Origin of the sequence: Flammeovirga yaeyamensis (genome assembly GCF_018736045.1) — a bacterium.
Taxonomy (GTDB): Bacteria; Bacteroidota; Bacteroidia; order Cytophagales; family Flammeovirgaceae; genus Flammeovirga; species Flammeovirga yaeyamensis.
Genome location: NZ_CP076132.1, coordinates 300,859 through 313,359, shown reverse-complemented (window position 1 = coordinate 313,359; position 12,501 = coordinate 300,859). Strand labels below are relative to the sequence as shown.

Annotated in this window: 11 protein-coding genes; 5 read left to right on the top strand and 6 right to left on the bottom strand. The window is 35.5% G+C overall.

Going from position 1 to position 12,501, the window contains the following annotated elements; genetic code table 11:
• Positions 1 to 200: 200 nt before the first annotated feature.
• Both KMW28_RS01205 and KMW28_RS01200 read left to right on the top strand, forming a co-directional pair.
• Entirely contained in the window at positions 201 to 1,331 is a 1,131-nt protein-coding gene (locus KMW28_RS01205) for a sensor histidine kinase (RefSeq protein ID WP_169664834.1), read from the top strand.
• Positions 1,324 to 2,115 (top strand): LytR/AlgR family response regulator transcription factor, encoded by a 792-nt coding sequence (locus KMW28_RS01200; RefSeq protein WP_169664835.1) that lies wholly within the window; start codon positions 1,324 to 1,326, stop codon positions 2,113 to 2,115. The genes KMW28_RS01205 and KMW28_RS01200 overlap by 8 nt, the downstream gene beginning before the upstream one ends.
• Before the next feature lie 461 nt (positions 2,116 to 2,576).
• Here KMW28_RS01200 and mrdA read toward each other — a convergent pair whose 3' ends face one another.
• The 4 genes from mrdA to KMW28_RS01180 are packed head-to-tail and all read right to left on the bottom strand — an operon-like array spanning position 2,577 to position 7,443.
• On the bottom strand, positions 2,577 to 4,523 hold the full coding sequence (mrdA, locus tag KMW28_RS01195; RefSeq protein ID WP_169664836.1) for a penicillin-binding protein 2: 1,947 nt from the start codon (positions 4,521 to 4,523) through the stop codon (positions 2,577 to 2,579).
• A gap of 15 nt (positions 4,524 to 4,538) precedes the next feature.
• Positions 4,539 to 5,573, bottom strand: a complete 1,035-nt coding sequence (locus KMW28_RS01190; protein ID WP_066210830.1) for a vWA domain-containing protein — start codon at positions 5,571 to 5,573, stop codon at positions 4,539 to 4,541.
• A 20-nt stretch (positions 5,574 to 5,593) separates the two neighbouring features.
• Positions 5,594 to 6,544, bottom strand: coding sequence for a hypothetical protein (locus KMW28_RS01185; RefSeq protein ID WP_169664837.1), 951 nt, complete (start codon positions 6,542 to 6,544; stop codon positions 5,594 to 5,596).
• Between the two features lie 26 nt (positions 6,545 to 6,570).
• Positions 6,571 to 7,443, bottom strand: a complete 873-nt coding sequence (locus KMW28_RS01180) for a DUF58 domain-containing protein (protein ID WP_066210834.1) — start codon at positions 7,441 to 7,443, stop codon at positions 6,571 to 6,573.
• A gap of 154 nt (positions 7,444 to 7,597) precedes the next feature.
• Here KMW28_RS01180 and KMW28_RS01175 point away from each other — a divergent pair, with 154 nt between their 5' ends.
• From KMW28_RS01175 to KMW28_RS01165, 3 genes are all read left to right on the top strand, one after another.
• Positions 7,598 to 7,981: a DUF4296 domain-containing protein gene (locus KMW28_RS01175; protein ID WP_158297718.1), complete on the top strand. Its 384-nt coding sequence runs from the start codon at positions 7,598 to 7,600 to the stop codon at positions 7,979 to 7,981.
• Between the two features lie 178 nt (positions 7,982 to 8,159).
• Positions 8,160 to 10,352 carry a B12-binding domain-containing radical SAM protein gene (locus KMW28_RS01170; protein WP_169664838.1) on the top strand — a complete coding sequence of 731 codons (2,193 nt, stop codon included), beginning with the start codon at positions 8,160 to 8,162 and terminating at the stop codon, positions 10,350 to 10,352.
• Between the two features lie 178 nt (positions 10,353 to 10,530).
• Positions 10,531 to 10,830, top strand: a complete 300-nt coding sequence (locus KMW28_RS01165) for a hypothetical protein (protein WP_169664839.1) — start codon at positions 10,531 to 10,533, stop codon at positions 10,828 to 10,830.
• Positions 10,831 to 10,950: 120 nt separating this feature from the next.
• On the opposite strand, the gene KMW28_RS01160 is transcribed toward KMW28_RS01165, so the two are convergent.
• On the bottom strand, positions 10,951 to 11,694 hold the full coding sequence (locus KMW28_RS01160; protein ID WP_169664840.1) for a GIN domain-containing protein: 744 nt from the start codon (positions 11,692 to 11,694) through the stop codon (positions 10,951 to 10,953).
• 93 nt (positions 11,695 to 11,787) lie between these two features.
• The gene (locus KMW28_RS01155) at positions 11,788 to 12,255 is read right to left on the bottom strand and encodes a hypothetical protein (protein ID WP_158297719.1); all 468 of its coding nucleotides are present in this window, start codon (positions 12,253 to 12,255) and stop codon (positions 11,788 to 11,790) included.
• Positions 12,256 to 12,501 lie beyond the last annotated feature (246 nt).

The following is a 12,501-nucleotide window of genomic DNA, read 5'->3' as shown; positions in this document are numbered from 1 at the left end:
TATATCTAACACTTGTGAAAAATTAAAAAAATAGATTAACAGTAGTTAACTATTGATATACTGCATTATTTTTAGGACAAACAGCATTCAACCCCATATGAACGTCATAAAAACCTAGATTTAATGCAATAATCTAATTTAATTGTTTATCATACGTTTAACTTCTATTTAGCTAATGTTTAAAAATATTCTGTTAAACAATGGCTGCAAATTCTAAACAAACGTTATTCGATAGACAGGTGAATTTATTCGAAAATCTACCTTTATCAATGTCTTTAAAACTAAACAAACCATTAATTCATCATAGCATTTTTTGGATTTGCTATTATGTATTGAATGGTTTACGTTGGGGAAGTTATTACGATGACTATCCATATTCTTTTCAATCCAACTTAATTGGTTTTGCGATACACATTCCATTATCGTATTACCATGCCTATTATCTACTACCAAAGTACATCCCAACTAAAAAGTATGTAGGCTATCTACTACATTTGGGTGCGTCTCTAACAGCCATGATGTACTTAAAGGTATTTCTTACCCAACAATTCCTATTACCTGTATGGCCCGAAGCGGGTGCACAAGCAGAAATTCTTAGTGTAAATCATGTTGTAGCTATTATCACTGGAGAGTTATATGTACTAGGAATTACCACTTCCATTGCTTTAACAAGAAATTGGATCGCCAACCAAAGAAAAACCAGAGAGCTCGAAAAACAGAATATGATGACCGAGTTGAGTCTTTTAAAAAGTCAGATTCAACCCCACTTTCTCTTTAATACATTAAATAATATCTATTCTCTTACTTTAGACAAAAGTGATGAGGCGCCAGATGCAGTGATGAAGCTTAGCGAATTGATGAGTTACATGCTCTATCAAAAAGAAACCCGCGTAAATCTTGATGATGAACTCTATCATATGAAAAATTATCTTGATTTAGAGAAGCTGAGATTTGGAAAACGTTTAGATATTTCCTTTAATATCGAGGGTGATGCTACAAAAGTCCGTGTTCCTCAATTATTGTTTTTACCATTTATTGAGAACACTTTCAAACATGGGGTAAAGAATAAGCTCAATCAAATCAAGATTGACTTAAATTTGATCATATCAGATGATTTTATCACATTTGAAGTAGAGAATCCAAGTATCGATCAAATACAACTACCTTTTGTACTTTCAGAAACTTCTAATGAAACTATTAAAAAAGGTGGATTTGGTCTATCCAATGCCAAAAGAAGATTAGGGTTACTTTATGATGATAGATATACTCTTCAAATTCTAGATGGTGATGATAAATTTAACGTAACGCTTAAAATTCCAAGAGATGAGTAAGATAAAATGTATGATTGTAGACGATGAACCTTTAGCAATTAAGGTAATTGAAAATTATCTGCAACGTCTTGATGAATTTGAAATTATTGCCACTTGCGAAAGTGCTATTGATGCGTTTAACGTCTTACAGAATAATAGCGTTGATCTTATCTTTTTAGATATCAACATGCCGATGCTTACGGGAATCGATTTTGTAAAATCTTTAGAGAAAAAACCAGAAATTATCTTAACTACTGCTTACCGTGAGTATGCTTTAGAAGGTTTCGAAATTTCTGCACTCGATTATCTTTTAAAACCTATCTCTTTCCAACGATTCTTAAAAGCAGCCAATAAAGCTTCTCAGTTAATCAATACTAAAGCGGCGGCTGAAAATGCACATAAAGGCACACCGGAGGTCACTTCTTCCGCTCCACCTGAACCAACAAGGGTTACACCAAAAACATCTGATGAACCTCCTTTCATTTTCCTTAAAGTAGAAAAGAAAATGGTCAAGATTCTTTTAGACGACATTCTATATATGGAAAGCCTAAAGGATTATCTAAGAGTGTACACCAAAGAAAAAGAATTGGTAGTTCATTATACCCTCACTAAAATTCTAGAAACCCTACCCGATAACGATTTTATTAGAATACACCGCTCTTACGCAATCTCGCTTAATAAAGTAAATGCTATTGAGGGAAATCAAGTAGAATTAAAAAGCGGTAAAATGCTTCCTATTGGTCGTTTATATCAACAAGTAGTGAAGGATACGATTTATAGTAAGGGGATTATGCCGGGAAGCTAGGGGCAAAGTTAACGCTCGTTTTTAAATTAAAAATGAAAAGTTAAAAATGAAAAACGTAGTTAGTTACAATAATGTGTACGAAAAAACGCTCGTTTTTTTTAAGTAATAACTAATAGGGAATAACTTAGAATGCCCGTTAAAATGTTTAGCGTATCGAAAGCCCAGGAATTTATTCCTTTGGGTGTTTAGAAGGTAAAAGGGAAGAAGTTAAGCTGGCACAAATGTTAAGTGCTAGCGACATTTGTACCTGAAAAACGTTAGAGGTCTCCCGACCTCTTTTTTATGAAAGGGATCTAAACTAGAAGATTTCAAGAAAGTTTTTTTTAAGGTAGGTTTAAGTGCATTATAAATCACTCTTAGGGGCATTAAAAACTCATGAATTAATATCACGATAAAAAAACGAGCGTTAAAACAACTAACCACGTTTTTCACTTTTCACTTTTAATTTTTCATTTCCCCCCTTATTCCGAGTCAGAAGTCGTCACCTTCACAGAATCCTGTTTCGCCTTACGCGCCTGAATCTCTTTATATCTCGCTTTATTTTTCTCTCTTAATTCTTTGAGTTTACGCTCACGTTCTTTTCTTGCTTCTTCTTTAGCAATTAAATCTCCGCTATAAACGTATTTCTCTAGGTAGCCACGTTTCACTTCTCCGTTCACGTACTTTTCCATCATTAGAGAGGCGATTGGAGCGGCCCATGTACCACCAAAACCCGCATTCTCAACATACACTGCAATGGCGATTTTAGGGTTATGTAACGGAGCAAATCCCATAAAAATCGAGTGATCTTCACCGTGAGGGTTTTGTGCTGTACCTGTTTTACCACAGATCACAATATCGTTACTAAATGCTCTTCTTGCTGTACCAATTCTAGGCACATCAGCCATGGCTCTAGCAATATGATCTACATATTCTGGCTTAACATTTACCGTATGCTTTTCCTTATATTGTTCCAACGGACCTTCACCTCCAACATCTTTGATAATATGTGGAGTGTAATAATGTCCTCTATTCGCTATAATCGCACCTAAGTTGGCCAACTGAATAGGCATTGACAATACTTCACCCTGACCAATACTAATAGAATGAATAGTACTGATTTTCCATCCTCCGCCTTTGTAAATTCTATCGTATAGTCTTGAGCTTGGCACTAGACCACCTTTTTCATAAGGCATGTCTACACCTAATTTGACACCTAGACCGTAGCCCTTTACTTCGTCTCTCCATTCATCCAAGGTCTCTCTTAAACGATCTGATGTTTGGTATCTTTTCCCTTCATCATCCATCAACCTTCGGATTTCTTGGTAATACCAAGGGTTACACGAGTTGACAATTGATCCACGAACATTTAATGGACTAGCATGTTCGTGACACCCTACAAGTCGCTTGTTACAAGAAAAGTATGTAGTGGTGGTATCAACTACTCCTCTCTGAAGGCCGATCATGGCCATTACCGTCTTAAAGGTAGACCCAGGAGGATACCTCGATTGCATGGATCTATTGAATAAAGGCTTGTTTTTATCTCTTGAAAGGTTACTGTAGTTTTTAGAAACTCGTTTACCCTCTCCAGTTAATTCATTCGGGTCGTAAGAAGGTGCAGAAATCATGGCTAAAATCTCTCCTGTGCTAGGATCAATAGCGACAATTGCTCCTTTTTTGTTCACCATCAAATCCTCTCCATATTTCTGTAAATCAAGATCTATGGATGAAGTTAATGTCGCACCTACTCTTGGAATAGTATCTAATTTACCATCAGCATAAGGACCTTTTACTACTCCTTTTACGTTTTTCATCACGTAGCTTACTCCACGTTGCCCTCTTAATTGCTTTTCGTAAAATTTCTCTATGCCAGATATGCCTATAAGGTCACCACTTTGATAATACTTAGTGGTATCTTTTTCTAAATAGGATCTTGATACTTCTTTTACATAGCCTAAAGCATTGGCTAAACTTTTATGAGGATAGGAACGAATCGTTCTTGCCTGAATGGAAATTCCTTTAAAACGGATGATTTTATCTTGGATTCTAGCGTAATCTATTTGACTGATCTGCTTCTTTAAAACAGAAGGTTTAAACCAAGAATATCCTCTAGCTTTTTTGATGTTGAATCGCAATTCTTCAATGGTATAATCCAACATACCTGCAAGTATTGCTGAATCTTCTTCGGCCAGTTTAAAATATTTTGGCGTAACCATAATATCAAAAACAGCAGCATTCGACGCTAAAAGTTGACCATTCCTATCGTAAATCATACCACGAAGAGGGTATTCTACTTGACGGTCTACAATGTTCGCTTCAGACATGGTTTTATACTCACTACTTAATACCTGAATATTAAGTAGTACAATACCATATAAGATGAATAGCATGGTAAAACCAAAAATAAGATGCCAGCGTCTTGTCTCCATTTAATCTCTTGAGAATTAATCTTCTAGTGCGTTCGTAAGGAAAGTACTCTTTAATGCCAACCAAATTAGGAAAAAAATCAATCCATATATCAAATAAATATGATAATAATCTTTGGTGTCTTTAAATCTTGTCTCTTTTATTTCCGCTTTCTCGTACTTATCAATTTGATCGAAGATCTTAGCTAAGGCTTTATTATTTGTTGCTCTAAAATATTTTCCTTTACCAATTCTTGCTATGTCTCTCAAGGCCGTTTCATCCAAATGTTGTTCGATATACTTAGGTACACCAAACATATCAGTTCCGTAAGGTACTCTACCTTCTTTACCGACACCAATTGTATATACTTTTACTCCATAACCATATGCCAATTCAGCGGCGGTTTTTGGGTCGATACTTCCTGCGGTATTTTCACCATCGGATAATAGAATAGCTACTTTTGATTTTGCCGTCGACTCTCTCATTCGGTTAATGGCTACACCCAATGCTAATCCGATTGCCGTACCATTCTTCTTGATCATGTTGAAGTCAATATCCGTTACCAGATCTTTTAGAAGGGTATAATCGGTCGTCAAAGGTGCATAAGAAATGGCTTCGCCTGAAAAGATGACCAAACCAATTCTATCTTGAACCCTGCCATCGATGAATTTAGTGGCTACTTTTTTGGCTGCCTCCATTCGGTTAGGAACAAAGTCTTCGATTTTCATCGAGTGGGAAATATCAAGAATTAACATGATATCGATACCCTCCGACCACTGTTCTACCTGTTCGTTTGTTTTCTGAGGTCTTGCTAACGCGATAATCATTAACGCCATTCCAAGACTTAAAAATAATGGAGGTAAAAATCTTAGGAAGGTACTCCAATCTGCTTGAAGCCTTCCTTCTGGAAGGGCTACATCTAATTTCTGACGTACTCTATAACGCAACAACCATCTCAATAGAAATAATAATGGAATCGCTAAAATGAAATAGAGATAATCAAAATTTTCCCAATCAAAATTGGCTAGTGTTGATGGTTTAAACCAATGTAATGACAATATATCTTCGTACATAATTACTGCTTGTAGTAATTTTACTCTTTATCTTCTGTTGTTTCTTCTTGAACGACTACGTTCATTTCAATTTCAAAAGGTTTCACAGGGTCATTGACCATCGCATGTGCGTAACCTTTTGTGGCAATTTCATCCAAGTACTTCATGACAGGTTTAGCTTCCTCTCCTCCTTGTCCAGAATAGATCACTCTATCTAATACTTTAAGGTGTTTTTCTAACTCTTCAGAATGTAATGCTTTACCTGTTTCCTTTGAAGTCAAAGGCTGAATATCTATTTTTATGGCTTTTGACAAATAAGCTTTCCAAACGGCTACGGCGTCTTCTGTCAATTTACTATCCATATCTTGCTGCAAGTATTTATCAAATGATAATTTAAATGCATCGTATTGTTTCTGTACCTTTTTCTTTCTCCATCCTTCTTTGATGCGTTTACCAAAGATCAATAAGAATAAAAGAGCAAGCACAACAATACTTCCTAGAATAATTAATAGTAAAGGCGTGTTGAATTGAGTCTCCAGATCAAGGAAGTTGACATCCGCAATAATTTTCGTAGAGTCTGATACCACTGGAATCATTTCTCTAAGGAAGATGCCATCAAGAGTTGCAAAAACGGAATCTGTAGTTCCCTCAGCTCTTTTCATTACAGGTAATCCCAATTCATAGACCGAATCGATTTCGTAAGTAGCCAATGAGTACACTACACAATCGACACTTACATTACCTAATGTTCTTGTATTGAAATTTTGTTTGCTCAATAATTCAAAAGGAGCAAAATTATAGGTTGAGTCTGGAAATAAGACCTCTTCCTCTGGAGGATGTTCGTACCTTAATGAGTACTTTATTTCCTCTCCAAGCATAATACTATCCCCGAAAAATCTACCGTAAGGTAAATTTTGATCCTCAGACTGTGCATTCACCACAATAGACTGAGTCAAGAATAATGTAAAAAATAAGCTTAAGTATTTTTTCATCACGATTTGATGCTCGTTTGATTCGTTTATTTTCTTCCGCTGTTTCTTACTTTAAATAACTGAACAAGTTTAGGTACATAATCCTCTTGTGCATTTATAAAAGTATAGTTTCCACCGTTCCTTCTGACTAGGTCACTTAACTCCAACCTGTTTTGAGCATAGAATTTATCCAAATTGTTTCTAAACTCACGAGATGAAGTATTTACCCAAATTGTTTTCCCAGCTTCTTTATCATAAAGTGGGGCGATACCAATTCTTGGGAAGGTAGTTTCTCGATCATCACCTACATGAATGACCACAAGGTCGTGCTTTCTACACAATGCTTTTAGGTGACGTTCGTAGTTTTCATCCACAAAATCGGAAATAACAATAATGATGCTTTTCCTTTTAATCATGGATAATGTTTGACCCAATGCCCTATTGATATTCGTTTTAGGCGATTTAGGCTTCAGACGAAATAACTCGCCTATCAATTGATACGCATGTTTGTTCCCTTTATTGGGTTTCACATAGCGTTCTTTATCATCAGAAAAACACAATAGGCCTACAGAACTTGCCTCTTTTAAGGCAGACATAGCCAATACACTTGCAATTTCTTTTGATATATCTATTTTTTTCCTGTTCGGTTTACCAATGTCCTGAGATGCACTCACATCGACTACGAAGAAAACGTTTTGTTCTTTTTCTTCTTTGAATGTTTTTACAAAAGTACCATGTCCTTTTGCACTCACATTCCAGTCGATATGTCTAATATCGTCTCCATACTGATAAAGGCGTACATCATCGAACTCCAGACCGGACCCTTTGAATACAGAATGAAAATCCCCTTGCATGTGCGAGTTGATCGCCTTGCGAATACGGATTTCGTACTTCCTTAACTTTTTCAGTAATTCTTTCATTCATTAAAATTTAGACTTTCCCAGTTACCAAATTTACTTCAACCTGATCTTTGTGTACAACTTAGAGGCTCATTTAACACTATTTAACCACATTTTTACATACTACTAACATTATATGATTCTTAGTTATGTTGTCATTCGATATTTTTGCCATATGAAAAGAATATTGAAAGTACTCGCATTAGGTTTAATACTCGTGAGCTGTGCACCTAAAGAAAAGGCGCAAGCACCTGCAGACCTTTTATCTAAAGATGTTATGGTCAAAGTATTAATCGATCTTTATAAAGCTGAAGCTACAGTTTCAACACAGCATCTTCCAAAAGATGAGGCGATGAATGCTTACGTTGCTTTACAAGATGATATCTACACCAATAATAATGTTGATTCTGCAGTATTCAACAAAAGCTACAACTTCTATTTAAACCATAGAGTTGATGAGGCTGCTGAAATTCAGAAAACAGTGGTAGAAACGCTTAAGCAAGAGAAAGAAGCATTATCATTAGGTGCTGATAAAGACGCAAAAGCAATTGCTCCTTAATTTTTGCTATCAAAAAATATATTAAAGAGGTTATTTCATTACAAAAATGGAATAGCCTCTTTTTTATAAATAAATTTTCACAATTATAATTATCAACTCCAACATCATCCCCTTAAATTTGTTGTTTGAATATCAGTCTTATTCATTTTAAGACCACTCTTTTGGAATTTATAATCGCATGATCAAAACATTATTAGTTACACCTCCGCTTACGCAGTTAAATACGCCTTATCCGGCGACGGCTTATCTTAAGGGCTTTTTGAGAGAGCAAAACATCGATGCTCATCAAATTGATCTTGGGTTGGAGCTGGTATTAAAAATATTTAGTGCCGATGGTTTAACTCAAATTTTTGATCAAGCAGAAGAGGTGATTCAAGAGACAAGTGATAACGTTCAAAGAATCTTTATGCTTCAGGACGATTATCTTGAAACCATTGAGCCTGTTATTCAATTTCTCCAAAATAAAGACAATACATTAGCACACAGTATTTGTCAGGATGATTTTCTACCTCGTGCCTCTCGATTTAATAATGTCGATAATGTAGAGTGGACTTTCGGTTCCATGGGGATAAATGATAAAGCCCGCTACCTAAGTACGCTTTACCTAGAGGATCTAGGAGATTTTATTATTGAAACCATCACCGAAGATTTCGGCTTTTCACGCTATGCCGAAAGAATTGCGATGTCGGCCACTAGTTTTACGCCTATTGAAGAAGCTATAGAAGGTGAACCTCACCTTTTGGATCAGTGGTTAATCGAAATTTTTGAAGAAAAGCTACAATTATTCGACCCAGAGTTTGTTGCTTTTACGGTTCCTTTCCCTGGAAACCTGTATGGTGCTTTAAAGTGCGGACAGTACATCAAAAACAACTACCCAAACATTAAAGTAGCGATGGGTGGAGGTTACCCCAATACTGAACTAAGAACGTTAAGAGATCCTCGTGTTTTCAATTATGTTGATTTTATCACTTTAGATGATGGTGAAGGTCCTTTATTCAACCTTCTGAAATTCATTAAAGGAGAGAAAAACGAAGTACAACTTCAGCGTACCTTCAAACTATCTGATGTTGGAGAGGTAAAATACATCGATCAAAAAGTGCAGGATGTCATTACTCATGCAGAAGTGGGCACTCCGGACTATAGCGATTTACCATTGGATCAATACTTATCTGTTATTGATGTAGCCAACCCTATGCATCGTCTTTGGAACGATGGCCGATGGAATAAATTAACGGTAGCCCATGGTTGCTATTGGAAGAAATGTACTTTCTGTGATATATCACTTGATTATATTGGTCGCTATGACCCTGCTCCTGCCGCTTTAATTGTGGATCGCATCGAAATGATCATCAAAGAGACAGGGCAAACTGGATTTCATTTTGTAGATGAAGCCGCACCTCCTCTAGCCTTAAGAGATATCGCCATTGAGTTGATCCGAAGAGGAACTAAAATTACATGGTGGGGTAATATCCGCTTTGAAAAAACTTTTACTCCAGATTTGTGTAAACTTCTAGCAGCATCAGGTTGTGTTGCTGTATCTGGAGGAATCGAAGTCGCTTCCGATCGTCTACTAAAACTGATGAAGAAAGGGGTGACTATCAAACAAGCGGCACAAGTGACCAAGGCATTTAGTGATGCGAATATTATGGTGCATGCTTACTTAATGTATGGATTCCCGACTCAGAATACACAAGAAACGATCGACTCATTGGAAGTAGTGAGACAGATGTTTGCGCAAAAGTGTCTTCATTCAGGCTTTTGGCATCAATTTGCCATGACCGCTCACGCCCCAGTTGGTCTAAACCCAGAAGAATATAAAGTAGAAAAGGAAGAATTTGAATTCGAAGGGTTTGCTTGGAACGATTTACCTCACAAAGATCCAACAGGAGCAAAACACGATCGATTCAGTAAAGGACTCAAAACTTCTATCTTTAATTTTATGCATGGATTAGAGCTGGACTTACCCGTGCAAAATTGGTTCGACTTCTCTGTATCCTCTACTACTCTTGCTCCTGATCTGATAGAAGAAGCTTTAACTGAAACGATAAAAGCTGATATTGAACTGCCTAAATACTCCTTATTATGGCTAGGTAAAAGTCCAATGGTAGAAATTGATGAAGACGAAGGTTGGGGAGAATTAATCTTTATCAATAAGAAAGAAGATATGGTGATTGAAACTTCTGATGTATTGGCTGAATTCATTGCTCAGCAAATTGAGGAATTCAGTATATATCAAGAAGGAGAGTTTTCTTCTATCCAAAAAGTAGGTGATACATTTGAAGAAGAAACGGGGTTTGATCGAGAAGAACTCTTTGAAAGCGATGCTTGGAAACAATTAAGAGAAAAAGGATTACTTTTAATTCGCCTTTAACACCCCTTTAAAATATCAATACCACTCTAAAAAGTGACTAAATTAGTAGTGCATAATGTTGGTTCAGAAAATGTTAATACGTTAACTTCTATTAGGTAAAATAGGGTAACGTAATGTAAGGTTTTGAAGTATATATATTTGTAATTAGAAACAACATAAACCTTTAAAAATCAACATCATGAAAAAGAAGATCATTGCTATCGCTTTATTAATTGCAGGTATTACAGTTACAGCAAATGCAGATAATCCTCAAAAAAATATTCGTAAAAGTTATAAGACAACAACAATAGCTCAACAAGATACAAAGTTAGCTGTTATGCATGAAGAAGATGTGACTGCTAAGAAGCGTAAAGGAGCATATCACGTTCAAAATCAAGCAGGTGTTAATACATTAGGCGAAGCTCAAGAAGTTAATCCAGGTAAAACAATCCGTCAGACTGAGACAGCTAAATATCCATACATGAAGTGGAACAAATAATTAAGTTTAGTGTATAAATATATAGTATGCCAATAACAATTATTTCCGTTATTAGGTATAAAAACAAACCCAACCGAGGTGCATTCGGTTGGGTTGTTTTTTTATGTAAGTTTTTATCAATTAATCAACTTTTCTGATTTCTGCTCCTTCAGTGGCAGTTAAGCCAGCTACAGATGCTCCACCTTTATATTCTAGAATTGATGAACCAGATAAACTTCCATTAATTTCTTCCGTCGCAGTTAACTGGATTTTTGTACTTCCAATGGAGTTAATTTCAGCCACTCTACTTGTCATATCAAATGCATTAACTCGAGTAGAACCAGAAGTTAATAGTGCAAAAAAGTTGGTCGTTCCATTAAAATTAAATGTACCACTTCCTGATGTATTTGTACTTAACGAACGAGCATCAAATCCATTTAGATTCATGGTCGTACTTCCAGAAGCTTCCAATGTAATATCACCAACTATTGCATTCATACCATCTACCTCAATAGTAGAAGAACCTGAAGCTGTTATTGCAAAATCTCCATTAGAAGAATGTGGTCCACTAATCGTTGCTGGTGTACTTCCAGAAGTTGTAAAAGCATCGATTTCTGGAGTAACGATTTTTACTTTTAAAGTGTAATCTCTTATCGTTGTTCTCAAACTAATGTTCCAAGTAGAATCAGATACTGCTGTATTTAAAGCATTAAGTACATTTTGTTCTGCATCCACAGTTACAGATTGTTCAGTACCGTATTCAATAAGAATTTCAGTAGCTACAGAGTTATTTACTTTCTTAAAAGTGCTTATCGATAATTCTTTCGAAATGATGGGTCCCTCTCCTTTTTCTTTTTTACAGGCAAAAGAGAAAATAACAAGCATAACAAATAAGCTTGTTTTTAGAAAACAAGTTTTCATATAAGGTTAATAAATTAGATTATTTAAAGCACAAATATACAACAACTATATTGAGTATCACATTTGTAACTCGTAAGGGTTTAAGATATACCCTGCTTCTCCAGTTATTAATTCATATTGAACCTTTCTTTGTCCTCCAGTAGGGTTCGCGTTCGAATCAGATTCTTTATAAACAGGATATGTTCTGATAATGTTCTTCTTTGTAAATTCTATTTCATCATGACCCATATAACCATTCGACAGGTCATCATTATCAGAAATTGGAGGTACATAAATACTTCCATAACTATTGTCCCGCATTGAGGCAATACCAATAATTTTTGCATAAGCCCCCGAACCAGCAGAACGTTGAGTGATATACACTTCTTCAAATCCATCATTATTTAAATCCATCACATTAAACTGCTCGATGGGATCTGTATCATTTACAGAAATTACTTCCATTGAATTCGGAAAGTTAATTCCTTGAATCGAAATGTTACTCACACTGTGACTAAGTTTTTCTTCCGTAAGTGTGAATACCATACCGGATGTGGTTTCAATGTTATGGCTTATAGTTTTAGGAAAAATACCTTCTGAAAAGTTATCAACACTCTCATGTTTCTTGGTATCTTTTTTTGTAGAACAACTTATTGTAATTAAGCATATTAAAGGGAATATCAACAATCGTTTCATAGACAGTTTTTCTTGTGAATAAGTCTTGGTACATGAAATTTAAACATTATTTTTTTGAATGTTTATTAAAATTTAAATTTTTAAATAAAAAATAAG

Bases quoted from the DNA above. Each gene is read 5' to 3' on its own strand.
- KMW28_RS01205 (WP_169664834.1), top strand. From the start codon at position 201: ATGGCTGCAAATTCTAAACAAACGTTATTCGATAGACAGGTGAATTTA.
- KMW28_RS01200 (WP_169664835.1), top strand. From the start codon at position 1,324: ATGAGTAAGATAAAATGTATGATTGTAGACGATGAACCTTTAGCAATT.
- mrdA (WP_169664836.1), bottom strand. From the start codon at position 4,523: ATGGAGACAAGACGCTGGCATCTTATTTTTGGTTTTACCATGCTATTC.
- KMW28_RS01190 (WP_066210830.1), bottom strand. From the start codon at position 5,573: ATGTACGAAGATATATTGTCATTACATTGGTTTAAACCATCAACACTA.
- KMW28_RS01185 (WP_169664837.1), bottom strand. From the start codon at position 6,544: ATGAAAAAATACTTAAGCTTATTTTTTACATTATTCTTGACTCAGTCT.
- KMW28_RS01180 (WP_066210834.1), bottom strand. From the start codon at position 7,443: ATGAAAGAATTACTGAAAAAGTTAAGGAAGTACGAAATCCGTATTCGC.
- KMW28_RS01175 (WP_158297718.1), top strand. From the start codon at position 7,598: ATGAAAAGAATATTGAAAGTACTCGCATTAGGTTTAATACTCGTGAGC.
- KMW28_RS01170 (WP_169664838.1), top strand. From the start codon at position 8,160: ATGATCAAAACATTATTAGTTACACCTCCGCTTACGCAGTTAAATACG.
- KMW28_RS01165 (WP_169664839.1), top strand. From the start codon at position 10,531: ATGAAAAAGAAGATCATTGCTATCGCTTTATTAATTGCAGGTATTACA.
- KMW28_RS01160 (WP_169664840.1), bottom strand. From the start codon at position 11,694: ATGCTTGTTATTTTCTCTTTTGCCTGTAAAAAAGAAAAAGGAGAGGGA.
- KMW28_RS01155 (WP_158297719.1), bottom strand. From the start codon at position 12,255: ATGGTATTCACACTTACGGAAGAAAAACTTAGTCACAGTGTGAGTAAC.